The 25,876-nt window shown below is 68.4% G+C and carries 20 protein-coding genes; 8 read left to right on the forward strand and 12 right to left on the reverse strand.

All coding sequences use genetic code 11. From position 1 onward, the window contains the following. The first annotated feature begins 242 nt into the window (after positions 1–242). The 4 genes from ACM14_RS16255 (at position 243) to nadB (ending at position 5,747) form a co-directional block, all read left to right on the forward strand. Positions 243–1,190: a delta(1)-pyrroline-2-carboxylate reductase family protein gene (locus ACM14_RS16255; RefSeq protein WP_065346726.1), complete on the forward strand. Its 948-nt coding sequence runs from the start codon at positions 243–245 to the stop codon at positions 1,188–1,190. A gap of 15 nt (positions 1,191–1,205) precedes the next feature. Beyond that, a complete protein-coding gene (locus ACM14_RS16260; protein WP_065346727.1) occupies positions 1,206–2,957 on the forward strand; it encodes a sensor domain-containing diguanylate cyclase in 1,752 nt (583 codons plus the stop codon). Positions 2,958–3,100: 143 nt separating this feature from the next. Further along, positions 3,101–4,234 (forward strand): quinolinate synthase NadA, encoded by a 1,134-nt coding sequence (gene nadA / locus ACM14_RS16265; RefSeq protein ID WP_065346728.1) that lies wholly within the window; start codon positions 3,101–3,103, stop codon positions 4,232–4,234. A 10-nt stretch (positions 4,235–4,244) separates the two neighbouring features. After that, positions 4,245–5,747 carry an L-aspartate oxidase gene (nadB, locus tag ACM14_RS16270; protein WP_065346765.1) on the forward strand — a complete coding sequence of 501 codons (1,503 nt, stop codon included), beginning with the start codon at positions 4,245–4,247 and terminating at the stop codon, positions 5,745–5,747. Between the two features lie 221 nt (positions 5,748–5,968). Here the strand turns inward: nadB and dcd are convergent, their stop codons facing one another. From dcd to ACM14_RS16285, 3 genes are all read right to left on the reverse strand, one after another. Next, on the reverse strand, positions 5,969–6,541 hold the full coding sequence (gene dcd / locus ACM14_RS16275; RefSeq protein ID WP_013803686.1) for a dCTP deaminase: 573 nt from the start codon (positions 6,539–6,541) through the stop codon (positions 5,969–5,971). 68 nt (positions 6,542–6,609) lie between these two features. Then, on the reverse strand, positions 6,610–7,902 hold the full coding sequence (gene guaD, locus ACM14_RS16280) for a guanine deaminase (protein WP_065346729.1): 1,293 nt from the start codon (positions 7,900–7,902) through the stop codon (positions 6,610–6,612). Positions 7,903–8,014: 112 nt separating this feature from the next. Then, positions 8,015–9,121: a BMP family ABC transporter substrate-binding protein gene (locus ACM14_RS16285; RefSeq protein WP_065346730.1), complete on the reverse strand. Its 1,107-nt coding sequence runs from the start codon at positions 9,119–9,121 to the stop codon at positions 8,015–8,017. Between the two features lie 461 nt (positions 9,122–9,582). Here ACM14_RS16285 and ACM14_RS16290 point away from each other — a divergent pair, with 461 nt between their 5' ends. Continuing rightward, the gene (locus ACM14_RS16290) at positions 9,583–10,023 is read left to right on the forward strand and encodes an HIT family protein (protein WP_012204068.1); all 441 of its coding nucleotides are present in this window, start codon (positions 9,583–9,585) and stop codon (positions 10,021–10,023) included. Positions 10,024–10,029: 6 nt separating this feature from the next. On the opposite strand, the gene ACM14_RS16295 is transcribed toward ACM14_RS16290, so the two are convergent. From ACM14_RS16295 to ACM14_RS16310, 4 genes are all read right to left on the reverse strand, one after another. After that, positions 10,030–11,079, reverse strand: a complete 1,050-nt coding sequence (locus ACM14_RS16295; RefSeq protein WP_065346731.1) for an adenosine deaminase — start codon at positions 11,077–11,079, stop codon at positions 10,030–10,032. After that, positions 11,079–12,086 (reverse strand): aromatic ring-hydroxylating dioxygenase subunit alpha, encoded by a 1,008-nt coding sequence (locus tag ACM14_RS16300; RefSeq protein ID WP_065346732.1) that lies wholly within the window; start codon positions 12,084–12,086, stop codon positions 11,079–11,081. The genes ACM14_RS16295 and ACM14_RS16300 overlap by 1 nt, the downstream gene beginning before the upstream one ends. Positions 12,087–12,284: 198 nt before the next feature. Beyond that, positions 12,285–13,442: a BMP family ABC transporter substrate-binding protein gene (locus tag ACM14_RS16305; protein ID WP_012204065.1), complete on the reverse strand. Its 1,158-nt coding sequence runs from the start codon at positions 13,440–13,442 to the stop codon at positions 12,285–12,287. 192 nt (positions 13,443–13,634) lie between these two features. Next, the gene (locus tag ACM14_RS16310; protein ID WP_065346733.1) at positions 13,635–15,104 is read right to left on the reverse strand and encodes a S41 family peptidase; all 1,470 of its coding nucleotides are present in this window, start codon (positions 15,102–15,104) and stop codon (positions 13,635–13,637) included. Between the two features lie 141 nt (positions 15,105–15,245). Here ACM14_RS16310 and ACM14_RS16315 point away from each other — a divergent pair, with 141 nt between their 5' ends. Further along, entirely contained in the window at positions 15,246–15,926 is a 681-nt protein-coding gene (locus ACM14_RS16315) for a response regulator (RefSeq protein ID WP_012204063.1), read from the forward strand. Beyond that, positions 15,923–17,353 (forward strand): cell wall metabolism sensor histidine kinase WalK, encoded by a 1,431-nt coding sequence (locus tag ACM14_RS16320; protein WP_065346734.1) that lies wholly within the window; start codon positions 15,923–15,925, stop codon positions 17,351–17,353. Before ACM14_RS16315 ends, ACM14_RS16320 begins: the two co-directional genes overlap by 4 nt. A gap of 29 nt (positions 17,354–17,382) precedes the next feature. Here the strand turns inward: ACM14_RS16320 and ACM14_RS16325 are convergent, their stop codons facing one another. The 5 genes from ACM14_RS16325 to ACM14_RS16345 all read right to left on the reverse strand — a co-directional run bounded on the left by ACM14_RS16325 (position 17,383) and on the right by ACM14_RS16345 (position 23,257). Then, positions 17,383–18,555 carry a BMP family ABC transporter substrate-binding protein gene (locus ACM14_RS16325; protein ID WP_012204061.1) on the reverse strand — a complete coding sequence of 391 codons (1,173 nt, stop codon included), beginning with the start codon at positions 18,553–18,555 and terminating at the stop codon, positions 17,383–17,385. A gap of 46 nt (positions 18,556–18,601) precedes the next feature. Beyond that, a complete protein-coding gene (locus ACM14_RS16330; RefSeq protein ID WP_013803692.1) occupies positions 18,602–19,522 on the reverse strand; it encodes an ABC transporter permease in 921 nt (306 codons plus the stop codon). Then, positions 19,522–20,628 (reverse strand): ABC transporter permease, encoded by a 1,107-nt coding sequence (locus ACM14_RS16335; protein ID WP_012204059.1) that lies wholly within the window; start codon positions 20,626–20,628, stop codon positions 19,522–19,524. The genes ACM14_RS16330 and ACM14_RS16335 overlap by 1 nt, the downstream gene beginning before the upstream one ends. Next, the gene (locus ACM14_RS16340) at positions 20,615–22,204 is read right to left on the reverse strand and encodes an ABC transporter ATP-binding protein (protein WP_065346735.1); all 1,590 of its coding nucleotides are present in this window, start codon (positions 22,202–22,204) and stop codon (positions 20,615–20,617) included. Before ACM14_RS16340 ends, ACM14_RS16335 begins: the two co-directional genes overlap by 14 nt. Before the next feature lie 120 nt (positions 22,205–22,324). Continuing rightward, entirely contained in the window at positions 22,325–23,257 is a 933-nt protein-coding gene (locus tag ACM14_RS16345) for a LysR family transcriptional regulator (RefSeq protein WP_012204057.1), read from the reverse strand. A 276-nt stretch (positions 23,258–23,533) separates the two neighbouring features. Here ACM14_RS16345 and ACM14_RS16350 point away from each other — a divergent pair, with 276 nt between their 5' ends. Further along, positions 23,534–25,858, forward strand: coding sequence for a DUF6351 family protein (locus tag ACM14_RS16350; protein WP_065346736.1), 2,325 nt, complete (start codon positions 23,534–23,536; stop codon positions 25,856–25,858). Positions 25,859–25,876 lie beyond the last annotated feature (18 nt).

The following is a 25,876-nucleotide window of genomic DNA, read 5'->3' on the forward strand; positions in this document are numbered from 1 at the left end:
CTGCTCGCGCTGCCACGGCTCGGGCGCGGGTCCGCGCCGCTGCTGCTCATAGCGCGGGGCCGATTCCTTGCGCGGAGCTTCGGGCCGCGCCGAACCGTCCCAGCGGGGCTCTTCGCGCGGATAAGAAGGCTTTTGTGACATAGGCGACATCGTAGTGCCTGCGCAGGCCCTCACGGGCCTGTGCGCAGCACTGGACACATCGCGAATTGGTCGATCCAAGCCTACTGTGTACAGTCGCGGCCATGAGCCATTCCAGCATGCCCTCCTCCACCGCCCTTGACGCACAGGCCACGGCCGGGCTGTTGCCCTGGAACGAACTGGCCGAAGAGATCGCCGCCCTGCTGCTGCAGCCCCAGGCAGCGCAGGTGCCGGCGCGCATCGTGATGCCCCTGCCGGCCGGTGGCAGCCTGTTTTGCATGCCCGCCACCGACGGCCAGGTGGCCATGACCAAGCTGATCAGCTTCACGCCCGGCAACGCCGGCACGCCGCGCGCCACCATCCAGGGGGATGTGGTGGTCTTCGACGTGGCCACGGGCGAGCGCCGCCTGATCCTGGACGGCCCGACGGTCACGGCGCGGCGCACGGCCGCCGTATCGCTGCTGGCCGCGCAAAGGCTGGCGCCGAATCCGCAGGGTCCGTTGCTGATCGTGGGCGCCGGCGTGCAGGGCCTGGCCCATTTGCAGGCCTTTGCCGCAGGCCTGGGCGTGCGCGAGGTTCAGGTGGCATCGCGCAGCGCGCAGAGCGCCCAGGCGCTGGTCGACCAGGCCCGGGCCATGGGACTGCAGGCCACCGCCGTGGAGGATGTGGAGGCGGCGGCGCGCCACTGCCCGCTGATCGTGACCTGCACGCCCGCCCGGGCCGTGGTGCTGCGCGAGGCGCCGCGCAGCGATGCCTTCATCTCGGCCGTGGGCGCCTTCACGCCGCAGATGGTGGAGCTGGCACCCGGCCTGTGCCAGGGCTTGCTGCAGTCGGGCCGCGTGGTGGTCGATACCGGGGATGCGCTGCATGAGGCCGGTGACCTGCTGCAGGCCGGCATCGATGTCGCCGCCCTGCCCACGCTGGAGCAGGTGGTGCGCGAGCAATGGCCGCGCTCGGATTCGCCCGTGCTGTTCAAATGCTGCGGCTGGGGTGGCTGGGATCTTGCAGCCACCCGCCTGGCCATGCGCCGGGCCGCACTCCAGAACAGTTGAAAGCGGATTTCTGCGTTGAACGAGCTTTTCCCCCCGGATTCCCCCGCCCCGGCTTCCAGCGCCGCGCCCAGTCGCTGGCAGCGCCTGGGCCTGCGCACGCAACTGGCCCTGGTCTTCGGCTCGCTGCTGGTGGGCGTGACGGTGCTGATGTCGCTGGCATTCGGCGAGCTGCTGCGCTGGCGCATGGAGCGCGAGGTCAGCGCCTCGCTGCATGCCATGGCCTCCAACGCCGCCCGGCAGCTGTCCGATGGCCTGTTCAGCCGCGCCCATACCGTGGAAGTGCTGGCCGCCTCGCCGGAGCTCTGGATCCAGGGGCTGGAGGCCCCGGGCGTGGGCGCACTGCTCAACCGCGCCCGTTCGCTGACGCCCACCAGCCTCTGGATCGGCGTGGCCGACGCCGAGGGCACGGTGCGCAGCGCGACCGACCAGGTGCTGGTGGGCCTCGATGTCAGCGACCGGCCCTGGTTCGAGCCGGGCCTGCAGCGCGTCCATGTGGGCGATGTGCGCGCCTCCTCGCCTGTGATGTCCGCCTTGCTGCCGCCTGCGGCCGACGGCGCGCCGCGCCGGTTCATGGACTTCGCGGCGCCCATTCGCGTGGGCGATCTCACCCAGGGCGTGCTGTGCATGCACAGCAGCTGGGAATGGGTGCGCGAAACCATGCAGACCCTGCAGCAGGCCGACAGCGCCGACCGGCAGATCGGCCTGTTCATCTTCGACCGGCGTGGACGGCTCATCCACGCGCCGGGCGACAGCCTGGAGCCGTTGCTGGCCCTGGACCAGCGCCTGCCGGTGGCCCATACCGTGTCTGCCGATACGGCCGATGCCACGCTGCAGCCCGTACAGGTGGCGCGCTGGCAGGACAGCCCGCAGAGCTTTCTGACGGCCACCGTGCCGCTGCAGGCCCACAACCGGGCAACGGCCATGGGCTGGCACATCGTGGCCCGCCAGCCGCATGACAGCGCCTACGCGCCCGCGCGCCAGGCCATGCACCAGGTGCTGGCCGGCGGCCTGGCGGCCGCGCTGGTGGCCGCCGTCATCGCCTGGCTGGTGGCGCGCAGGCTGAGCCAGGATCTCAAGCGCCTGGCCCGTGCCGCCAATGGCATCGACGGCAGCGGTGCGGCCTCCGACATCCCGCAGTTGCACAGCAGCCGCGAAGTGCATCGCCTTTCGCAGGCGCTGCGCGGCAGCATTGCCCAGTTGCGCTCGGCCAACGAGGCCATGGAGCGCCAGGTGCGCGAGCGCACGCTGCAGCTGCAGCAGGCCAATGCCGAACTGGAGCACCAGGCGCGCAGCGATCCGCTCACGGGCCTGCTCAACCGCCGGGGCTTCGACTTCCAGCTGGACTTCGCCATGGCGCTGGCGCGCCGCAGCGGCCGCCCCTTGAGCGTTCTCGTCATCGACGTGGACTACTTCAAGCGCATCAACGACCAGCACGGCCACGACATGGGCGACGCCGTGCTACGCACCCTGGCGCGCGCCTTCCGCATGCGGCTGCGCGAGTCCGACGTGCTGGCCCGCATGGGGGGCGAGGAATTCCTGGCGCTGCTGCCCGACACCACGGCCGATGCCGCCGTGGTCATTGCCGAGCAACTGCGCGAACTGCTGGCGGCCACGCCGATGGCCCACGGCGAGCCAGTCACCGCCAGCGTGGGCGTGGCCACGCTGCGCGGCACCACGGACACTGCCACCGCCATGCTGCGCCGTGGCGACGAAGCGCTGTACGAGGCCAAGGGCGCAGGCCGCAACAACGTGCAGCTGCAGCGCTGAGGCGGCCCCGCGCCGCTTTTCCCGCCCTCGATTTCCTGACTGCCGCAAAACACCTGTGCGGCAAAAAACACCACACTAATACTCAAATTGAGCATATTATTCGCAGCCACTATCAGCCCTTTCCACAGTCCCGGACGGCCACCATGCAGCTCAAATCCGTGCAGTACGACAAGCCCCATTTCTCCCTCGCCGGCCAGTGCGGCATCGGCGAGGCCTGGGCCCGCATTCCTCCCGAACTTGACCGCGCCCAGCGCCTTCGGACCGCCGAGCGCATACGCGCCCTGCTGCACGAGCGCGATGCCGTGCTCGTGGCCCATTACTACGTGGACGGCGAACTGCAGGACCTGGCGCGCGAGACCGGCGGCTGCGTGGGCGATTCGCTGGAGATGGCGCGCTTCGGCGCCCAGCACCAGGCCAGCACCCTGGTCGTGGCCGGCGTGCGCTTCATGGGAGAGACCGCCAAGATCCTCAGCCCGGAAAAGCGGGTGCTCATGCCCGACGACGACGCCAGCTGCTCGCTGGACCTGGGCTGCCCGGCAGACGAGTTCAGCGCCTTTTGCGACGCCCACCCGGACCGTACGGTCGTGGTCTACGCCAACACCAGCGCGGCGGTGAAGGCGCGCGCCGACTGGGTGGTCACATCGTCGGTGGGACAGGACATCGTGGCCCACCTGCACGCCTGCGGCGAGAAAATCCTCTGGGCTCCCGACCGCCACCTGGGCGCCCACATCCAGCGCCAGACCGGCGCCGACATGCTGCTGTGGCATGGCTCCTGCCTGGTCCATGACGAGTTCAAGGCTGACGAACTGGCCGCCATGGCGCTGGAGCACCCGCAGGCCACCATCCTCGTTCACCCCGAGTCGCCGGCCGCCGTGGCCGCCCAGGCCGACGTGGTGGGCTCCACCACCCAGCTCATCAACGCGGCTGGCCGGCTGCCCACCGACACCTTCATCGTCGCCACCGACCAGGGCATCCTGCACGACATGCGCATGCGCTACCCGGGCAAGACCTTCCTGCCCGCGCCCACGGCCGGCCAGGGCGCCACCTGCAAGAGCTGCGCAATGTGTCCCTGGATGGCGATGAACAGCCTGCAGGGCGTGGAGCTGGCCCTGGAGCAGGGCCTGTGCGCCATCGAGGTGGACCCCGCCATTGCCCAGGCCGCGCGCCGCCCCATCGAACGCATGCTGGCTTTCGCGGCCGGCCACCGCCAGCCCGTGCGCGCCAGCGGAGACCTTGCGCGCGATGGAGCGCTTTTCCAGCATTTCGGTCCCGCCTGAGGACAGCGCCATGACACAGCCTTGCACAGACGTACTCATCATCGGCGCCGGCCTGGCCGGCATGGCCGCCGCCCTGTCGCTGCCGCCGCATCTGCGCGTGGCCCTGCTCAGCAAGGGCGCGGCCGAGGAATGCGCCAGCGCCTGGGCCCAGGGCGGCATTGCCGCCGTGCTGGATGCACAGGACAGCATCGACGAACACGCGGCAGACACCCTGGTCGCGGGCGCAGGCCAGTGCGATACGCAGGCCGTGCGCGCCATCCTCGAGCAGGCGCCTGCCGCCATCGATTGGCTGGTGGCCCACGGCGTGCCTTTCACGCGCGACGACAGCGGTGGCCTGCACCTCACGCGCGAGGGCGGCCATGGCCGCCGCCGCATCGTGCATGCCGCCGACTGCACCGGCCAGGCCGTGCACGCCGCCCTGCTGCGCGCCTGCCGGGAGCGCGCGAACATCGATTTGCATGAGCACACCAGCGCGCTGGACCTGCTGACGGAAGGACAGCCTGCGCACTGCACAGGCGCGCTGGTGTGCCTGCCCGATGGCCGCCTGCAGCGCTGGCATGCCGCGCATACCGTGCTGGCCACGGGCGGGCTGGGGCAGGTCTATCCCGCCACCACCAACCCGGCCACCGCCACGGGCGACGGCGTGGCCATGGCCTGGCGCGCAGGCTGCCGCGTGGGCGACCTGGAGTTCATGCAGTTCCATCCCACGGCCCTGCAGGTGGGCGGCCGTGCGGCCGGCCTGGTCTCCGAGGCATTGCGCGGCGAAGGCGCCCTGCTGCGCCTGCCGGACGGCACGCGCTTCATGCCTGCCCATGACGAGCGGGCCGAACTGGCGCCGCGCGACATCGTGGCCCGGGCCATCCGGCACGAGATGGACCGCCATGGCCTGGCCTTCGTGCACCTGGACATCACCCACCGGCCACGTGCCTGGCTGCAGTCGCATTTCCCCGGCGTGATGGCCCTGTGCGCCAGCCATGGCATCGACATTGCCACGCAGCCGATTCCCGTCGCCCCTTGCGCCCACTACGCCTGCGGCGGCGTGCTGGCCGGCATCGACGGGCGCACGGATGTCGATGGCCTGCACGCCATTGGCGAGGTGGCGCGCACCGGCCTGCACGGCGCCAACCGGCTGGCCAGCAATTCGCTGCTCGAATGCGTGGTGATGGGGCGCGCGGCCGCCCGGGCCATCGCGCAGCAACCGGCTGCCGCCCCTGCGCCGGCCCGGCCGACCGAAACCCTGCAGGCCGGCGCACAGGAGCAGGACACGGCCGCCATCGCGCAGGAGTTGCGCCAGCTCATGCAGGACTGCGTGGGCATACAGCGCAGCGACCAGGGCCTGGCGCAGGCCGTGCAGCGCATTGCGGCATGGCGTGAAAGGCTGGCACCTGCCGCAGGCCATGCGCTGTGCAATCAGCTCGATGTCTGCTGGCTCATGGCCACGGCCGCCGCCGCACGGCGCGAGAGCTGCGGCGCACATTCGCGCATCGACGCCGCCCTGGCGCTGGTGGAATGAAAAATGGCCCCCACGCTCCCCTTGCTGCGCAAGGTCCGCTGCCCCCCGAGGGGGCTGCTTTTCATCTTGGGGCGGCCCGGCGATGAAAAATGGCCCCCACGCTTCCCTTGCTGCGCAAGGTCCGCTGCCCCCCGAGGGGGCTGCTTTTCATCTTGGGGCGGCCCGGCGATGAAAAAGGCCCGCAGCTTTCGCTGCGGGCCTTGTCTTCCGGGCCAAAGCCGTCAGGCCTTGGGAAGCGTCACGCCCACCTGGCCCTGGTACTTGCCGCCACGGTCGCGGTAGCTCACCTCGCAGACATCGTCGGGATCGCTCTCGAAGAACAGCACCTGGGCGCAGCCCTCGCCGGCATAGATGCGGGCGGGCAGCGGCGTGGTGTTGGAGAACTCCAGCGTCACATAGCCTTCCCATTCGGGCTCGAAGGGCGTGACGTTGACGATGATGCCGCAGCGCGCGTAGGTGCTCTTGCCCAGGCAGATGGTCAGCACGTTGCGCGGGATGCGGAAGTACTCGACCGTGCGCGCCAGCGCGAAGCTGTTGGGCGGGATGATGCAGCTGTCGCCCTCGAAATCGACGAAGCTTTTCTCATCGAAGTTCTTGGGGTCCACCACGGTGCTGTGGATGTTGGTGAACACCTTGAATTCGGGTGCGCAGCGGATGTCGTAGCCATAGCTGCTGGTGCCGTAGCTGATGATCTTGCGGCCATCGACGTTGCGAACCTGGGCCGGCTCGAAAGGCTCGATCATGCCGTGATCCTCGGCCATGCGACGGATCCACTTGTCGCTCTTGATGCTCATGGCAATTCCTCGTTCCCTAGCTGCACTTGTCAGGCGCCAGCACCCGGCCGGGCACTGGCGCAAAAGCGCTATTTTGCTTGAGAAACGACGGTGCGCTCGATCAGGCGGTCATCGCCCAGGATGATCATGGCGAACAGCAGCTCGTCCAGGCTCTCGGCCTGGCGGGTCTTGCGCTCGAGCAGCGGCGTGCAGGCCGGGTTGATGACCACGAAGTCGGCCTCGCAGCCCGGCTGCAGGTTGCCCACCTGCCCCGCCAGGCCCAGGGCGCGCGCCGCGCCCGCCGTGTGCTGCCACCACAGGTTGCCCGGCGACAGGCTCAGGCCCTGCTTGGTCTGGCCCTCGCGGCCCGCCACATAGGCGGCCTGCATGGTGCGGAAGGGGCTGAAGCTCATGCCGCCGCCCACGTCGCTGGCCAGGCCGTAGAGGAACTGCGCGGCATCGGCCCGCGCAAAGTCGAAGAAGCCGCTGCCCAGGAACAGGTTGCTGGTGGGGCTGACGGCCGCAGCGGTGCTGCGTTCACGCATCAGTGCGCGGTCCTCGTCGTCCAGGTGGATGCAGTGCGCGTAGACAGCACGCTCGCGCATCAGGCCGAAGTCGTCGTAGACCGACAGATAGCTGCGGGCCTTCGGAAAGAGTTCGGCAACCCAGCGCACTTCGTCCAGGTTCTCGGCCACGTGCGACTGGATCCAGACATCGGCGTAGCGTGCGGCCAGCTCGCCTGCGCCGCGCAGTTGCTCGTGCGTGCTGGTGGGCGCAAAGCGCGGCGTGATCGCGTAGCCCAGGCGGTCCACGCCATGCCAGCGCTGGATCAGGGTTTCGGTATCGATCAGGCTTTGCTCGGTCTGGTCGCGCACGCCGTCGGGGCTGTGGCGGTCCTGCAGCACCTTGCCCGTGATCATGCGCATGCCGCGGGCCTGCGACGCGCCCATGAGCGCATCGACCGACCCGGGGTGCGAGGTGGCAAAGGCCAGCGCCGTGGTCACGCCGTTGCGCTGCAGCTCGTCCAGGAAGAACTCGGCCACGCTGTCGGCATGGGCGCGTTCGCAAAAGGCCGACTCGTGCGGAAAGGTGTATTTCTCCAGCCAGGGCAGCAGGCCGGCGGCGGGCGCGCCGATCACATCGGTCTGCGGGTAGTGGATGTGCAGGTCGATGAAGCCTGGCGCCAGGATGCGGCCCGGCAGATCGGTGACTTCGGCGCCCGGCTGTCTGGTGAACTGCGCCTGCAGCGCCTGCCAGCTGCCGGCGGCGACGACGCGCTGCTGCCCCCTGTCATCCGGGGCGACGGCCAGCAGGCCGTCTTCGTCGTAGAGCGCCTGGCCATCGTCGGCAAAACGCAGCAATGAGGAACGGTAGATTTGCATGCCGCCAAGCTTAGCGGGCGGACAGGCAGATGCCATATCCGCAGCGCTATAGGCGCCATCGGCAGGCGCCATCCTAGGGTTTACGCCAGGACCGGACGCCCCGCAGGCCGCATCACTTGGGCAGGGTGGCCTGCACGCCTTCCACCAGCCAGTTCATCTGCAGGATCTGCGCATCGTCCAGCTGCTTGCCGGCAGGAATGCGCACCTGGCCCTGGTTGTCGCGCACCGGCTGGTCGCCGGCCTTGAAGGGCTGCAGGCGGCCCTGGGCCATGTCCTTTTGGCGCTTCAGCACTTCCTCGCGCACGGCGGGCGGCAGCTTGGGGCCGAAGCCCTCCACGCGGATCATGCCCTCGCGCACGCCGCCCCAGGTGTCCTGGCTCTTCCAGCTGCCGTCCAGCACCGCTTTGGCGCGCGCCGTGTAGTAGTCGCCCCACTGGTGGGTGACGGCCAGCAACTGGGCGTCGGGCCCGTCCTTGCGCATGTCGGAGTGGTAGGCAATCGCCATGCGGCCGCGCTCCTGGGCTGCCTGCATCACGGCGGTGGATGCGACCTGGAAGGACACCACGTCCACGCCGCCGTTGAACAGCGCCATGGCCGCATCGCGCTCGCGCGGCGGGTCAAACCAGGTATCCAGCCAGACCACCTTGACCGTGGCCTTGGGATTGACCGAACGCATGCCCAGCGTGAAGGCGTTGATGCCCTGCAGCACCTCGGGAATCGGAAAGCCGACCACGAAGCCGGCCACGCCCGTCTTGCTGGCACGGCCTGCGGCAATGCCCGACAGATAGCGGCCCTCGTAGTAGCGAGCGTTCGAGGTGGCCACGTTGTCGGCGCGCTTGAAGCCCGTGACCGACTCGAACTTCACCTGCGGGAAGTCGCGCGCCACGCGCATCACGGACTCGGTGTAGCCGAAGCTGGTGGTGAAGATCAGCTGGTTGCCGGAGGCGGCCAGGTCGCGCAGCACGCGCTCGGCGTCGGGGCCCTCGGGCACGCTGTCCACCGCACGCGTCTGCACGCGCGGGCCCAGCGCCGCCTGCAAGGCGCGCCGGCCCTCGTCGTGCTGGCGCGTCCAGCCGGCGTCGAGCACGGGCGTCAGATAGACGAAGGCGGCCTTGAGGGGCGCGGAACCTGCGGGGGATGAAGGGGCGGGATGGCCTTGGGACAAGGCCGTGGATACAAGACTTGCGGCCGCGACTGCGGCTGCGAGGTTTTTGTACATGGTGTTCCTCTACATGGCCCGGAAATGAAAACGCACCTGCCGTGGGCAGCGGCCGGTGCGGGGCGCGATTATAGGCAGCGGCCCCGAGGGCTGCCGGGGCCTGCGCTTATGGCCTCCATAAGGGACGGCAGATACCGTCCACTAGAGCGTGTTATGCACTTTTAAGTGCCCGCGAAAGCCGGGAAATGGGCCCGGAACGAGGCGCAGCGCGCGCCGCGGTTGCCATACCGCAAGTGTGCTGCAACGAAGGGCCGGGCCCATTTCCCGGCTTTCCCCATGGGTTGGCTCTGCGCGCAGGCGCTCGCGGCGTTGCAGCGCTTGCCAAGGCTCCAGCCTTGGCGGCGCACTGCGCCTTGCGATCACCAGCGCGCAGAACCAACGCGGGTACTTAAAAGTGCATAACACGCTCTAAGATCGTCGGCAAATTCCAACCCCAAGCAACCACCAAGGAGCACAAGACCATGCCGATGTTCGTCGATACCTCGCCCCCGGGGCAGTGCCTTTTTTGCCGCCTCGTGGCGGGCGAGATCCCGTCCGCCAAGGTGTTCGAGGACGAGCAGACCATCGCCTTCATGGACATCGGCCAGGTCAATCCCGGCCATGTGCTGGTGGCCAGCAAGCGCCATGCCGTGACCCTGCTGGACCTCACGCCCGACGAGGCCGGCGCCGTGATGCGCACGGCCCAGCGCGTGGCGCAGGCCGTGCAGGCAGCGTTCGACCCCGATGGCATCAGCCTGTTCCAGGCCAATGGCGCGGCGGGCGGGCAGACCGTCTTCCACTTCCACCTGCATGTGCTGCCGCGCCACGAGGGCGACGGCGTGGGCCTGGGCTGGCCGCGCAAGGAGCCCGGCATGCAGGCGCTGCAGGACTATGCCGAGCGCCTCAGGCAGGCGCTGGCCTGAACGGACTCAGGCCAGGGCGGCGTAGCGGGCGAACACGGCCTCCAGCTGGCGCATCCAGTGGGCGCGCTGCTGGGGCGTGACGAAGCTGGCGTCAAAACTGTTGACCGCCAGTTGCCAGGCCTGCTGCGAGTTCATGCCCGTGGCGGCGAACAGCTGCAGGTAGTTCTCGTTCACATAGCCGCCAAAATAGGCCGGATCATCGGAGTTGACCGTGACCTTGAGCCCTGCCTCCAAAAGCTGGGGCAGGTTGTGCTGGGCCAGGTCGGACACCACGCACAGCTTGAGGTTGGACAGCGGGCACACGGTCAACGGCACGCCGTCGCGCACCAGGCGCTGCATCAGGGCCTCGTCGCGCGCGGCCTGCACGCCGTGGTCTATGCGCTCGGAATGCAGCACGTCCAGCGCGCCCCAGATGTAGGCGGGAGGTCCCTCCTCGCCCGCATGCGCGACCAGGTGCAGGCCCAGCTCGCGGCAGCGCGCGAACACGCGGGCGAACTTCTCGGGTGGGTTGCCGACCTCGCTGCTGTCCAGCCCCACGCCGATGAAGCGGTCGCGCAGCGGCAGCGCGGCCTCCAGCGTGGCGAAGGCGTCCTCTTCGCTGAGGTGGCGCAGAAAGCTCAGGATCAGCGCCGACGAGATGCCCTGCTCTATCTCCGCATCGCGGCAGGCGCGGTACAGGCCGTTGATCACGGTCTCCATGCCCACGCCGCGCTGGGTGTGGGTCTGGGGGTCGAAGAAGATCTCGGCATGGACCACGTTGTCCTGCGCGGCGCGCGTCAGGTAGGCGCGGCCCATGTCGTAGAAATCCTGCTCGTACAGCAGCACGCTGGCGCCGGCGTAGTAGATGTCCAGAAAGCTTTGCAGGTCGGTGAAGGCATAGGCGCGGCGCAGGTCTTCCACGCTGGCGTAAGGCAGCTTCACGCCGTTGCGCTGGGCCAGCGCGAAGATCAGCTCGGGCTCCAGCGAGCCTTCGATGTGCATGTGCAACTCGGCCTTGGGCATGGCCTTGAGCAATTGGGGCAGATGCGCGGCATCCACGGCGGCTACGGTGTGCATCAGCAGACTCCGAAGGTGATGCCGCTGGCCCGGAGGTAGCGGCGGTAGGCGGACGACATGCGGTCGGCCGCAGAGTGCATTTCGGCGCGCGGGTCCAGCGGCAGGCACTTGGGCTGCTGCGACTCCAGCACAGGCTGGTCCTGGCAGAAGATGGTGTGCTGGAATTCCTGCAGCTGGGCGTCGGGCGAATCGAAGTCTGCCACGGCAAGGCGGAACCAGACGCGGCTGGTCTCGGGCGTGACGGGGCAGATGAACAGGGCGATGGACTCGCGCCAGCCTGCCTTGGTGGTGCCGGACTCGGGCAGCTTGGTCAGCACGGCGGCATAGGGCGCCGTGACTTCGTAGGTGTATTCGACCTCGGCCGCGCTGGTGGAGTGCAGGTTGGACTGCGGCTGCACGGCCTTGCAGCCCGTGGCCAGCACGCCCGTGGCCGTGGTCTCCACGGCATAGGCTTCGATGGCCGTGGCATCGCGGCTGCCCAGCCAGCCTTCGTGGACAAAGCCGAAGTGCGACATGTCCAGGAAGTTCTCGATGATGCGCGGCGCGCTGGCGGCCACGTCGTAGGGGCCGCAGTTGAGCTTGCGCAGGTGCGCGTCCGCCTCGGCTTCAAAGGCTGGAAGTGCCGCCAGGGCCGCCAGGGCCGGAGCCGCCGAGAGCTCCTCGCCCGTGGCCAGCCGCACCCAGACCAGGCCGTAGGCTTCCTGTGCCTCGAAGGCCTTCACGCATTGCGAGGGCGGGGGCGTGAAGCTGGGCAGGGCCGGCACCTTGACGCACTGGCCGCTGTCGGCGAACTGCCAGCCGTGGTAGGGGCATTCAAGGTGGCCGTTTTCGACACGGCCCATGGACAGGCGTGCGCCACGGTGCGGGCAGCGGTCCACGAAGACGCGGACCAGGCCTTGCGGATCGCGCCACAGCACCAGGGGCTGGTCCAGCAGTTGCACGCCCAGCGGCGCATCGACAACTTCGTGGGCCTGGGCCACGGGATGCCATAGGGAGTTTTCGATCATGGGGGGAATCTCTTGCTGTCTGTCTGTGCCGCGGCGGCGGGCAGGCCGCGGCTGGGAGCGAGCATAAACCCACTCGATGCGCAGCACAGGTACGGCACCTGTTCAGCACCTGTGCGGCGCATGAACGCCAAGGCCGCCCGAAGGCGGCCCTGGCGGCAGCCGGCAGCCCGGCCTGCGCCGGGCGGCCTGGCGTCTGTCTTACTTGCTGTCCTGGCCCGGCACCTTGCCTTCCACGCCCTTGACGTAGAAGTTGATGCCCGTGAGGAACTTGTCCTCGGCCACGGCGTCGGCGGCCAGCAGTTCCTTGCCGTCCTGGCCTGCGATCGGGCCCTTCCAGATGTGGAAGGTGCCGTCCTTCAGGCCCTTCTTGACCTCTTCGATCTTCGCCTTGGCTTCGGCGGGCACGTCATCGGCCAGCGAGACGATGTCGATCGCGCCTTCCTTCACGCCCCACCAGGTCTGCTGGCTGCTCCACTTGCCGTCCAGCATCTCGCGCACGGTCTTGGTGTAGTAGGGCGTCCAGTTGATGATGGCCGAGCCCAGGTGGGCTTTGGGGCCGTAGGCCGTCATGTCGGAGTCCCAGCCGAAGGCGCGCTTGCCCTTTTCCTCGGCCGTCTTGAGCACGGCGGCGGAGTCGGTGTTCTGGAACAGGATGTCGGCGCCGCCGTTGATCAGCGAAGTCGCAGCCTCGGTTTCCTTCGGGGGTGCGAACCACTCGTTGACCCAGACCACCTTGGTCTTGATCTTGGGGTTCATGGACTGCGCGCCCAGCGTGAAGCTGTTGATGTTGCGCAGCACTTCGGGAATCGGCACGGAGCCGACCACGCCCAGCACATTGGACTTGGTCATGGAGCCCGCGATGATGCCGGCCAGGTAGGCGCCTTCGTAGGTGCGGCTGTCGTAGGTGCTGACGTTGGCGGCGGTCTTGTAGCCGGTGGCGTGCTCGAACTTCACATCGGGGAAGTCGGGAGCGATCTTCTGGATGGGCTCCATGTAGCCGAAGGTGGTGCCGAAGACCAGCTTGTTGCCGTTGGCGGCCATGTCGCGCAGCACGCGCTCGGCGTCGGCGCCCTCGGGCACGCTCTCCACATAGGAGGTCTTGATCTTGTCGCCGAATTCCTTCTCCAGCGCCAGGCGGCCCTGGTCGTGGGCAAAGGTGTAGCCGCCGTCACCGACGGGGCCCACGTAGGCGAAGGCGATCTTCAAAGGCTCGGTTGCAGCGGCAGCAGGGGCCTCGGCAACGGGAGCGGGCGCAGGCGCGGCCTCCTCCTTCTTGCCACAGCCGGCCAGCGCGGCGGCGGCCACGGCCGACAGCGCTGCCACCTTGATCAGGGAGCGTTTGTGAAGATCAGTCATCGAAGTTTCCTCAAGTGGTCCTGCGGCAGGCAGGAAGAAGGCAGGTCTGCAGGGCGCAGGCCCGCCGCGATGGGTCCAGAGAATAAAGCAAGAATGACGCCAGCCGGCCTGTTCATGGGCTGCGTGCTCCTGGAAAACGACATTTTCCGGGGTGCGCACGGAATCGGTGCATGAACAGGACGGCGCCAGCCCTCAGGAACTGCCCAGCATCGCCACCAGGCGTTCCACCGCACGGCGGTGCCCGGTCTGCAGCGCGGCAGGATCGGCGGGATCGAACACCGCGAGGCCGATGCGCGGGGGAATGCCGGTGACCTCGAAGGCCACGCCGGCACCATCGCGGTAGATCTCGTTGGACAGGGACACGAAGAAGTTGCCCGGCAAGGGCTTGACCAGGGAGTTGGACAGTGAGCCTGCCGTTGGCTGGCCCACCTGGGTCACCTGGGGCAGCGCCCGCATCATCAGCGTGAAGGTCTCGGCGGCGCTGACGGTCAGATCGCTGGTCAGCACATGCACGGGCCTGGCATAGGTCTGGCTGCCCCTGGGCTCGACATACCAGCTTTGTTCGCTGCGGCCCTGCGGGCGATGCGCCTGCTTGGTGAAGCCCAGCACGCGCTGCCGCGTAAAACTGCCCGCCATCTCGGCGCTGACCTGGTCGAGTCCGCCCAGGGTGTTGAGCGACACATCGACGATCAGCGCGCGCGTGTCCGCCAGCGCGGCCAGCGCGCGGTCCATCTCTGCCCGCGCCGCGGCCATGTCCTTGTGCGCATCGAAGGGGCTGGAAAACTCGCCCATGCTGCCGATCTCGATGTAGCCCACATTGCCCGGCAACCGGCCCCAGACCATGGTTCCTCCCAGCACGGGGCCGCTGCCACCCTGCAGGCGGGATGCCAGGTCCTCACGGACCCGCGCCTTCCACAGCTCCTGGAAAACCAGGAAGTCCTTGACCTCGGTCTGCGCCTCGAAGGCCTGGCGCAGGCGCTTCGTGGTGGGCTTGTTGCCCCCCAGGAAGGCATAGCTCAGCGCGCCGTCGCGCGAGCGGATCAGGGCGGTATGCACGTCGTTGAAGTCCTTCAGCGCCTCGCTCATCACGGCCTGCAGGGCATCGTCGTTGGCGGCGGCCGCCGCCCGGGGCGCCAGGCGGCTGGTGATCTGCGGCCAGTCGATGTTGCGTTCCTTGAGAAAGGCGTAGTCCAGGGCAATCACATCGCTCAGGGCCTTGAAGGTGGTGGAAGGGTCGGTCGCCGGCGCATTGCGGCAGGCCGAAGGCACGCTGCCCAGGCGCTCCAGGGAGTAGGTGGCAGGAAAGCCCGGCAGCTCGAACAGCTCGGCGCGGATGCCATGCAGATTGGCCGTGGTGCGGTAGCTGTATCCCTTGAACTGCTCCACCGTGCCGCCTGCAGCGCCGGCCTGGGGGTAGCACAGGGCTCCGGCCTCCTGGTAGCGCGCCACGGAATTCGACTTGAACTCCATCAGCGTGCCTTCTCCCAGGATGCGCCATACGCCCTCCAGATCGCCGGACGTGCGGCCATCCACCACGACCTGGCCGCTGCGCTCCGACAGAATCTTGGAGTCGCCGCCGCCGCAGGCCGCCAGCAGCAGGGATGACAGGGCCGCGGCAAGCAGCCAGCGGGGTTGGGTGGGAGCGGGAACTCGAACGTGCATGAAACGCCTCCGTGCAATGAATGAAGAGGTCCGCACTGTCGGCGGCGGGCCTGAAGAAAACCGGACGGCCGCCTGAAGGAATCCTGAAGACCCTGTCTGGGAAAATCCGGCATTGCCCCCACCGGCCCTGCGCCCTGCCCCATGAAGCTATTGCTGGTTGAAGACGATCTGGACCTTGGCAACGGGGTGCGCCTGGCGCTGCAGGACCAGCGCTTCGATGTCACCTGGGTGCGCCGCATCGCCGAGGCCCGCCCCCTGCTGGACCAGGGCGCCTGCGACCTGCTGGTGCTGGATCTGGGCCTTCCCGATGGCGACGGACTGTCGCTGCTGGCACGCGTGCGGCGTGAACGCAAGGACCTGCCCATCCTGATCCTCACGGCCCGGGACGGGCTGGACGACCGCCTGCGCGGGCTCGACGGCGGAGCCGATGACTACGTGGTCAAGCCCTTTGCGCTGGCCGAACTGCTGTCGCGCATCCGCGCGCTCAGGCGCCGCAGCCTGGGCACGGAAGAGCAGGTCTTCGACGTGCGCGGACTGGTGCTGAACGAACGAAGCCGGCGTGTCAGCGTCTTCGGCCGCGAGATCGATCTGTCGCCCAGCGAATTCGCCCTGCTGGCCGCCCTGATCCGCCGCCCCGACCAGGTGTTCAGCCGCCACATGCTCGAAGAGGAGGTGCTGCCGGGCAGCGGGCGCTATGCGAGCAACAGCCTGGAGGTGCACATCTCCAGCCTGCGGCGGCAGATCGGCGAAGGCTATGTGCGCACGGTGCGCGGCGTCGGCTATGTGCTGGACCGCCAGCCCTATGAAGGCAGGCGGCGATGAAGGCGGCAGCCTGCCTGCGCCGCGCCTGGCGCGCCGGGGCCGAACCCAGCCTGATCCGGCGCCTGGTGCTTGCCCAGGCCGTGGTGCTGGTCGTGGTGTGGATCGCCCTCGGCGCGCTGCTGATGGTGGAGTTCCAGAGCGATGCCTCGGAGCTGGACCCGTTGCGCCACGACGCGGTACTGGCGGTTGCCGGCCCCCTGCTGGACCGCCCTGCCGCGCTGCAGGAAGCCCTCGCCCGCATCGATCTGGCCCGCAGAACCGAAGGGCAGTTGCCCGATCAGCCGCGCTGGCGCGTGAACATGATGGTGTGGCACGGACCGCAGCTGCTGTTTGCCTCGCCCGGCCTTTCCGCCCCCATCGTGCAGACCGTCACGGATCGCATCGAGACAGTCACGGCGGCAGGGGAACGCTGGCGCGCCATGACGCGCTCGGAGGCCTCGGGCCAGTTGCGCGTAACGCTGGCCATCTCCAATGAGCCCGGGCGCGGCATGCTCACGCTGGCCTCCAGCAGCCTGCTGGTGCTGCCCCTGCTGATCAGCGCGCCGCTGCTGGTTTTTCCGGCATGGGCCGCCGTGTGGCTTGCGCTCAGGCCCTGGCGGCGCCTCAGTGCCGAAATCGCGCGCCGTGGCATGGGCGACCTTGCGCCGCTGGGTTTTCAGCCGCGCCACCGCGAGCTCAAGCCCCTGGCCCACTCTGTCAACCGCCTGCTTCAGAGTGTCAGGGACGGGCTGGCCAGGGAGCGCAGCTTCATCGCCGATGCTGCCCATGAACTGCGCACACCCGTGGCGGCCATCCGCGTGCATGCGGAAACCCTGAACAACCTGCCTTTGCCGGCAGGGCTGGCCGACCGCCTGGGCGCACGCCTGGATGCGCTGGTCGGCTGCAGCGCACGCGCGTCCCGCCTGGTGGACCAGATGCTGGCACTGATGCGGGCCGACGCCAGCCCCTCCGCGCCGGGCATGCAATCGCTGGAGATCGACAGGCTGCTGCAGCAGCGCCTGGGTTGTCTGGCGGGCCTGGCCCGCGAGCGAGGCGTGGAACTTGATCTGGACGCCGAAGGCCCGCTGCCGCTGTGGGCCGAACGCCAGGCAATGGAATCCCTGATCGACAACCTGGTGGACAACGCCATCAAGTACAGCCCGCCAGGCGGCCTGGTGCGCGTGCGCGCGCGCCGGGATGCGGCCACGCAGGCAACGGTGCTCGAAGTCATGGATGAGGGACCGGGCATTGCGCCGGCCTGGCGCAGCCGTGTCTTCGACCGCTTTTTCCGCGCGCCCGACCAGGCGGTGGCAGGCAGCGGGCTGGGCTTGGCCATCGTGGCGGCCGTGGTGCGCCAGCATGGGGGGGCCATCGTCTGCGATGACGCGGACGATGGCCCCGGACTGTGCATGCGCGTCAGCTTCCCTGGCGGGGCTGCCCCGCACTAGACAAGCAGCCGCGCATGCGGCGCCTGGGCTTACTTGGCGCCCGGCACCTTGCCTTCGACGCCGTTGACGAAGAAGTTGATGCTGGTCATGAAGCCCAGATCGCCGACCTGGCCTGCCGTCAGCACTTCCTTGCCGGTGTTGTCCTTGATGGGGCCGGTCCAGACGGCGAAGCTGCCGTCCTTCAAGCCGTCGCGTGCCTTGGCGACCTTGTCCTTGATGTCCTGGGGCACGTCGTCGGCGATCTTCACGAGGTCGATGGCGCCTTCCTTCACGCCCCACCAGAACGAGCCGCCCTGCCACTTGCCGTCCAGCGTGTCCTGGGTGACCTTGCTGTAGTAAGGCGTCCAGTCGATCACGGCCGAGCCCAGGTGGGCCTTGGGCGCGAAGGCGCTCATGTCGCCGTCCTTGCCGAAGGCGCGCGCACCGCGTTCCTCGGCCGTCTTGAGCACGGCCGGGGAGTTGGTGTTCTGGTAGAGCACGTCCACGCCGCCGTTGATCAGCGAAGTGGCAGCCTCGGACTCCTTGGGCGGGGCGAACCATTCGTTCACCCAGACCACCTTGGCCTTGATCGAGGGATCGACGCTTTGCGCGCCCAGCACGAAGCTGTTGATGTTGCGCACCACTTCAGGAATCGGCACCGAGGCCACGACGCCGACGGTCTTGGTCTTGGTCATGCCGCCGGCCACGATGCCGGCAAGGTACGCGCCCTCGAAGGTCTTGGTGTCGTAGGTGGCCACGTTGTCGGCGTTCTTGTAGCCGGTGGCGTGCTCGAACTTCACGTCCTTGAGGTCGGCCGCGACCTTCTGCACGAACTCCTGGTAGCCGAAGCTGGTCGCGAAGATCAGCTTGTTGCCCTGGCCGGCCATGTCGCGCATCACGCGCTCGGCATCGGCGCTCTCGGGCACGCTTTCGACAAAGGAGGTTTCCACCTTGTCGCCGAACTTCTCCTGGATGGCCTTGCGGCCCAGCTCGTGCTGGAAGGTCCAGCCGCCATCGCCGATGGGGCTGACGTACATGAAGCCGATCTTGAGCTTCTCGGCCGGCGCCTGGGCGGCAGGCGCGGCAGCGGGAGCGGGCGCTGCGGCCTCTTCCTTCTTGCCGCAGGCGGTCAGGGCCGCCACCGAGATGGCCGACAGGCCGATCATCTTCACAAGCGTGCTTTTCAGGCCAGGTTTCAGGGTGCGTTCGCGCAAAGCGGGCATGCGTTTGTCCTTTTGTGGTTCTGGAGGGAGAGAAAAAATGAAAGCGTCAGGAGCCCGGGTAGAAGGGCTTGCCCAGCGAGGCCGGCATGTTGGCACGGATCCAGGCCGGATTGCGCGAGATCAGCACCAGCACGACGATGGTCGCCAGGTAGGGCAGCATGGACAGCAGCTGGCTGGCCACCTGCACGCCCGTGGCCTGCAGGTGGAACTGCAGCATGGTCACGCCGCCGAACAGGTAGGCGCCCAGCAGCACGCGCGCAGGGCGCCAGGTGGCAAAGGTGGTCAGCGCCAGCGCGATCCAGCCCCGGCCCGACACCATGCCCTCCACCCACAGCGGCGTGTAGACGGTAGAGATGTAGGCACCGGCCAGCCCGCACATGGCGCCGCCGAACACCACGGCCGCCAGGCGGATGCGGCGCACCGGGTAGCCCAGCGCGTGGGCCGACTGGGGCGACTCACCCACGGCGCGCAGCACCAGGCCGGCCCGCGTGCGGTAGAGGAACCAGACCAGGGCCGCCGCAATGACTACGGCCCCATAGACCAGCGGGTGCAGGCGGAACAGCGCCGTGCCGACCACGGGCAGGTCGGACAGCCAGGGCACGGCGAACTTGGGCAGCTCGGGCAGGCGCGCCTGCACATAGCCCAGGCCCAGGAAGGCCGAGAAGCCCGTGCCGAACAGCGACAGGGCCAGCCCCGTCGCGTACTGGTTGGTGTTCAGCCAGATCACCAGCACGCCGAAGATGGCGGCCAGCAGCGCGCCCGCGCCCATGCCGGCCAGAAAGCCCACGGTGGTGCTGCCCGTGTGGACCACGGCGGCAAAGCCCGCAATGGCGGCGCACAACATCATCCCCTCGGCACCCAGGTTGACGATGCCGGCCTTTTCATTGATCAGCAGGCCCAGCGCGGCCAGCGCCAGCACGGTGCCGGCGCTGAGCGTGGAGCCCAGCAGCAGTGCATAGGATTCCATCAGCGGGCCTCCTTGACGGCAGGCGCCGCTGCGGGCGGAACCACGGGCGTGCGGGACACCCAGCGCACGCGGTAGGCCACCAGCGTGTCGCAGGCCAGCAGCGTGAACAGCAGCAGGCCCTGGAACACGCCGGTCAGCGCCTTGGGCAGGCCCAGGCGCGACTGGGCGAGTTCGCCCCCGATATAGAACATGCTCATGAGAATCGCGGAAAAGATCATGCCCACGGGATGCAGGCGGCCGACGAAGGCCACGATGATGGCGGCAAAGCCGTAGCCGGCCGGGACATAGGGCGTGAGCTGGCCCAGCGGGCCGGCCACTTCCAGCGCACCGGCCAGGCCGGCGGCGGCGCCCGAGATCAGCAGCGCCGTCCACAGCGCGCGGCGCGAGGAAAAGCCCGCGTAGCGCGCAGCAGCCGGGGCCAGGCCACCGACCTGCAGCGCAAAGCCGGCGCGGGTGCGGAACAGGAAGACCCACAGCATGGCTGCCGCAGCCAGCGCCAGCAGCAGCCCGATGTTGGTGCGCATGCCCTGCATGAGCTTGGGGATCTGCGTGACGCGCTCGAAGGTCTTGGTCTGCGGGAAGTTGTAGCCCATGGGGTCCTTCCACGGACCGTAGACCAGAAAGCCCAGCACCAGGGTGGCCACGTAGACCAGCATCAGGCTGACCAGGATTTCATTGGCGTTGAAGCGGTCGCGCAGCAGGGCCACGATGCCGGCCCAGACCATGCCGCCCAGCATGCCGGCCACCAGGATGGCGGGCACGATCCACGGGCCCGTGGTCTTGTCCGCCAGCAGCGCCACGCCGCCTGCGGCCACGGCGCCGATCACGAACTGGCCTTCGGCACCGATGTTCCAGACATTGGAGCGAAAGCACACGGCCAGTCCCAGCGCGATCAGCAGCAGCGGCGTGGCCTTGACGGCCAGCTCGCCCAGCGCATAGGTGGACTTGACGGGGTCCCAGAAGAAGGCCTGCAGGCCGCGCACCGGGTCCTTGCCCAGCATCACGAACAGGCACACGCCGATCAGCACGGTGATGGCCAGCGCCAGCACGGGCGAACCGTAGGTCCACAGCTTCGAGGCCTGGGGGCGTTGCTCAAGCTTGAACATGGGCGCCTCCCCTGGCGGCATTCTGGGCGGCGTTAGGGGCGGCAGCACCGTCCCACAGGCCGCTCATCCACTCGCCGATCTGCTGCACGGTGGCATCGGCCCGCGCCACCGAGGGCGACAGCCGGCCCTTGGCCACCACATGCAGGCGGTCACATATTTCGAACAATTCGTCCAACTCCTCGCTGAGCACCAGCACGGCGCAGCCTTCGTCACGCAATTGCAGGATGGCGCCGCGGATCTGCGCGGCCGCCCCCACGTCCACCCCCCAGGTAGGCTGGGAGATGATGAGCAGCTTGGGCCTGGCATCGATCTCGCGGCCCACGATGAATTTCTGCAGGTTGCCGCCCGACAGCGACTGCGCCGCCGCGTTGGGGCCACCGGCCTTGACGTTGAAGCGCGCGATGATGGCGCGCGCCTGCTCCTGCAACTGGCCCATGCGGATCCAGCCGCCCGCGCCCAGCGCGGTCTTGCGCGTCAGCAGCAGGTTGTGCGCCAGGCCCATGCTGGGCACGGCACCGCGGCCAAGACGCTCCTCCGGCACGAAGTGCAGGCCCAGCGCACGGCGCCGGCCGGGGCCCAGGCGCCCCGCCTCCCGGCCGGCAATCTGCACCATTTCGGGCGCTGCGCGCGTGTCCTCGCCGGACAGGGCGTACAGCAATTCCTTCTGGCCATTGCCCGAGACACCGGCGATGCCCACGACTTCGCCCGCGCGCACATCGAGCTGGATGCCATGCAGGTCCACGCCGAAGGGCTCCGAGCGCGCCAGCGCCAGGCCCTGCACGCGCAGCACGCTGGCGCCGACCTGGGATTCGCGGTGCGTGAGCTCGGGCGGCTCCGAGCCGATCATCAGCCGCGACAGCGAGGCATTGCTCTCCACGGCCGGGTTGCACACGCCGGTCACCTGCCCGCCGCGCAGCACGGTACAGGCCGTGCACAGCGAACGGATCTCGTGCAGCTTGTGGCTGATGTAGAGGATGGAGCAGCCCTCGGACGCCAGGCGGCGCAGCACGACGAAGAGCTTCTCCACCGCCTGCGGCGTGAGCACCGAGGTGGGCTCGTCAAGAATGAGCACGCGCGGGTGCGTGAGCAGGGCGCGGATGATTTCCACGCGCTGCATCTCGCCCACGCTCAGCGTGTGCACGGGGCGGTGGGGATCGACCTCCAGCCCGTAGTCATGCGCCGTGGACTCGATGCGCTTCACCACCTCGGCCAGCGGCAGGCTCTTGTCCAGGCCCAGCCAGACGTTCTCGGCCACGGACAGCGTGTCGAACAGGCTGAAATGCTGGAACACCATGGCGATGCCCAGCTGGCGCGCCTCCTGCGGGTTGCGGATGTGGACCGGCTTGCCATCGACCTCGATGCGGCCCTCGTCAGGCTTGACGGCGCCGTAGATGATCTTCATCAGCGTGGACTTGCCGGCACCGTTCTCACCCAGGATGGCATGCACTTCGCCGGCGCCCACGGTCAGCGAAATACCGTTGTTGGCCACCACCGCCGGATAGCGCTTGGTGATGCCTGTCAGCTGCAGCCGGGGCGGTGCGGCGGCTGGCAGGGGGACTGTATCGGGGGGATTCATGGCTGGGATTGTCTTTCAATTTCTGCAACAAACTGGAACACAAGTCCTTGAAACCGCCTCGGCGGCCCTCATATCGACCACCACTTTGTTCACCAAAAAGGCGGTTCCTGCCGCCATCGCCTAGCGGGCACGGGACATCAGGGCCACATGCCGCACGGCGTCGCGCAGCCAGCGCGTGGAGGCGCCCATGTGCGTGCGGGCGTGCCACAACTGGTAGTACACCAGCGGCGCGAACTCCACCGGGCAGGGCAGGATCACCAGGGGCAGGCGCTGGCTGAAGCGCTCGCAGAACAGCCGCCCCGTGGTCAGCACCAGCAAGCTGGTGGCAACGATGTCGGGGATCAGGCTGAAATGCGCGCAGCGCGCCGCCACCTGGCGCTGCAGGCCCATGCGGGACAGCTGGTCGTCGATCACGCCGCGCGCACCCGGGTAGGTGGGCGTGGGCGCGATGTGCTCGGCCTCCAGCCACTGGGCCACGTCCCAGCCGCGGCGCACGGCCGGGTGCTGGGGGCTGACCAGGCAGACCACCTCGTCCTCGAACAGGCTGGCCATGTGCAGGCCCTGCGGCGGCTCGGGCCAGTTGCCGATCACCACGTCCACATCGCCCTGGGCCAGCTGCACCTCGTAGTGCGCGTCGCCGTTGAGGGCCAGGATGTCCACGGGGCAGCCGGGCGCCTCGGTCTTGAGATGGGCCACCAGGCGCGGCAGGAACAGCGGGTCCAGGTAGTCACTGGCGGCGATGCGGAAGGTGCGCGTGGAGGTGCGGGGATCGAAATGGCGCGCATCGCTGAACAGACCCTCGGCCGCGCGCAGGATGTCGGCGGCCGGCTGCACCATGCGCAGCCCGGCCTCGGTGGGCTGCATGTGCGCGCCCGAGCGCACCAGCAGCGAATCGCCGGCCAGGTCACGCAGGCGCTTGAGCGCAGCGGACACCGCCGGCTGGTGCATGCCCAGGCGCAATGCGGCACGCGAGACGCTGCGCTCGGTCAGCACCGTGTGCAGCACCCGTATCAGGTGCAGATCAATCTTGTCGAACAGGGCCTGGTCGCGCATGTAGCGAAGCAATCAGCGAAAAAAAGAGCGGTCGCGCCGGGGACGCGCCGCAGGTCATGGGGAGCCCGCAGCGTAACCCAGCCATGACCCCCGCCAGCTAGATACAAGCACCAAGAATGCCCTGGGCAGGGGCGGTTAAACACTTGTGCACGCAGCGCATGCAATATGCGAGCCAGTCGCCGGCAAACCATTGTCCAAACCTATACAGACTTGCAGACTGTTAGCGTGATTCAATGAAATCGCTTCAAAAGGAAGTGGATTGCAGGAGACAAGACGATGAAACAGCCAACCCCTTTTTCGGGCATGGTGGCCGCAGCCACGCTCGCCAGTGTGCTGACCGCCTGCGGCGGCAGCGGTGACTCAGGCCTGGGTGTCATCGAGATACGCAGCCTGTCCAACCGGGCCGACATGATCAGCGACGGCAATGCCTATATTGAAATTGTGCTGCCCAAGGGCAGCCCGCCCGGTGCACTGAAGGTGGCGCTCAATGGCACGGATGTCACCGCCCGGTTCGCCCAGCGCGCCAGTGGCCGGATTCTGGGCCGGGTCGAGGGATTGAAGGTGGGCGCCAACACCCTCACCGCCACGGCGGCCGGCAGCGCGAGGGCACGGCTGGACATCACCAACCATGGCCGGGGCGATCCCATCTTCGCCGGGCCGCAGACCGCGCCGTGGATCTGCGCCACGCGCAATGGCGCGCAAGCCACCGTTTCCGTGCCCGGCACGGCACTTTCGGCGACCGTGACCACGCGCGTCAGCGGTCTCGATACCGATCCGGTGGATGTCCAGTGCAATACCAGGACCCAGTACACCTACTACTACATGCCCAAGGCCAGGCAAGGCAGTGCCTGCACGATGGGTCCGGCAGGCGCCATGCCCTGCCATGTGGCCTACGACCCATCGCAGCGCCCGGCCGACAGCGAGATCGCCGACTTCACCAACGACCGCGGAGATACGGTCAAGCACCTGCTGCGCATGGAAACTGGCGTCATGGGCCGCGGCACCTTCCAGATCCTGGCCTACCATGACCCCGCGCAGGCCTGGACGCCCTGGGAGCCGCAAAAGGGATGGAACGGCAAGGTGCTGTGGCGATTCGGCGCAGCCGCTTCCGGCAATCGCTTCCAGGAGCCGGCGGTCAACCTCCTCGACCAGTTCAGCGGCAGCCTGCCGTTCGACCCCAACGCGCTCGCGGCAGGACACATGGTCGTGAAAGCCATGCTGACCAACCACCTGCACAACAACAACGAGTTGCTGGCCGCCGAGAACATGATGCGCATCAAGGAGCATCTGATCGAGAACTACGGCGAAGTGCGCTACACCATGGGCGACGGCGACTCGGGTGGCTCCATGATGCAGACAGTGATCGCCTCCGCCATGCCGGGTCTGCTGCAGGGCATACAGACGGGGCTGAGCTATCCCGATGCTGTGTCCACCTGGATGGAAACACGCGACTGCGGCCTGCTGTCCAGCTACTACAGGACGGCCGCAGGACAGGCATTGAGCGACACCGCGAAGGCCGCCATCAATGGCCATCCGGCCAGCTACTGCGACAAATGGGTAGGGAGCTTCATCGCCCCGCAGAACCCCCGGCTGCCCGACAACTGCGGCGTGGGCTTTCCCGCCTCCATCGTCTACGACCCGCGCACACGCGGCCAGGGCGTGCGCTGCTCGATCCACGACATGCTGGTCCCGGTGTTCGGGACGTTCAAGGACACCGACGGCCACACCAAGCCGCAGCTGCCGTATGACAACACGGGCCTGCAGTACGGACTCAAGGCGCTGCAGTCGGGCGCCATCGACGCGGAGGCTTTCGTGCAGCTCAACGAAGGCATCGGCAGCTACACCAACGACATGGACTGGACCGGCGGCACTGCGTCCCGGCCGGCAGCCCGCGAGCGGGCCGTGGCCAGCCTGCTGCCCAGGCTCTACAGCAGTGGCCTCACCAGCAACGGCAGGAACCTGTCCCAGGTGGCCATCATTGACCTGCGGCCCGAGGGCGGCAGCGACATCCACATGACCTGGCGCAGCCTGCAGCAACGCGCGCGGCTGGATGCCGCCAACGGCCACCATGACAACCATGTGATCCGTGCCAGCAAGGGTATGGCCCCGCTGCTGATCGCCCCGGCCATGCGACGCGAGGCCTTTGTCATGATGGACCGCTGGCTGACCGCCGTGGAGCGCGACACCACCGGCGCTGCGCTGGCACAGAAAGTGGTGCGCAACAGGCCTTCGGATGTCAGGGATGGATGCATCGCCGCAACGGGAGCCGCCCCTTCGGATCTCGACAAAGTCCTGGCCCTGGACGACCCAGCCTGTCCCCTCAAGCCGACCCTGTCGCCACGCCAGGTGGCCGGAGGTCCGCTCGCGGAGGACATCTACCAGTGCCAGCTCAAGCCCCTTTCGTTCTCCAGCCCGGAGTACGCCGGCATCACCTTCAGCCCGGCCCAGCAAAAGCGCCTTGCCGCAGTGTTTGCGGCGGGAGTGTGCGACTGGAGCCAGGCCGGAACGGGCCAGAGCCAGGAGGCGGCCTTCCTGACCGATTTCAGTGCCGGCCCGGCGGGCACCAAGGCCGGGCCTGCGCCGGTCTCGCGCAACGATTGAGTTGCACCCTGCGCGAAG

Source organism: Delftia sp. JD2, assembly GCF_001682645.1.
In the GTDB taxonomy this organism is placed as follows: Bacteria; Pseudomonadota; Gammaproteobacteria; order Burkholderiales; family Burkholderiaceae_C; genus Comamonas; species Comamonas acidovorans.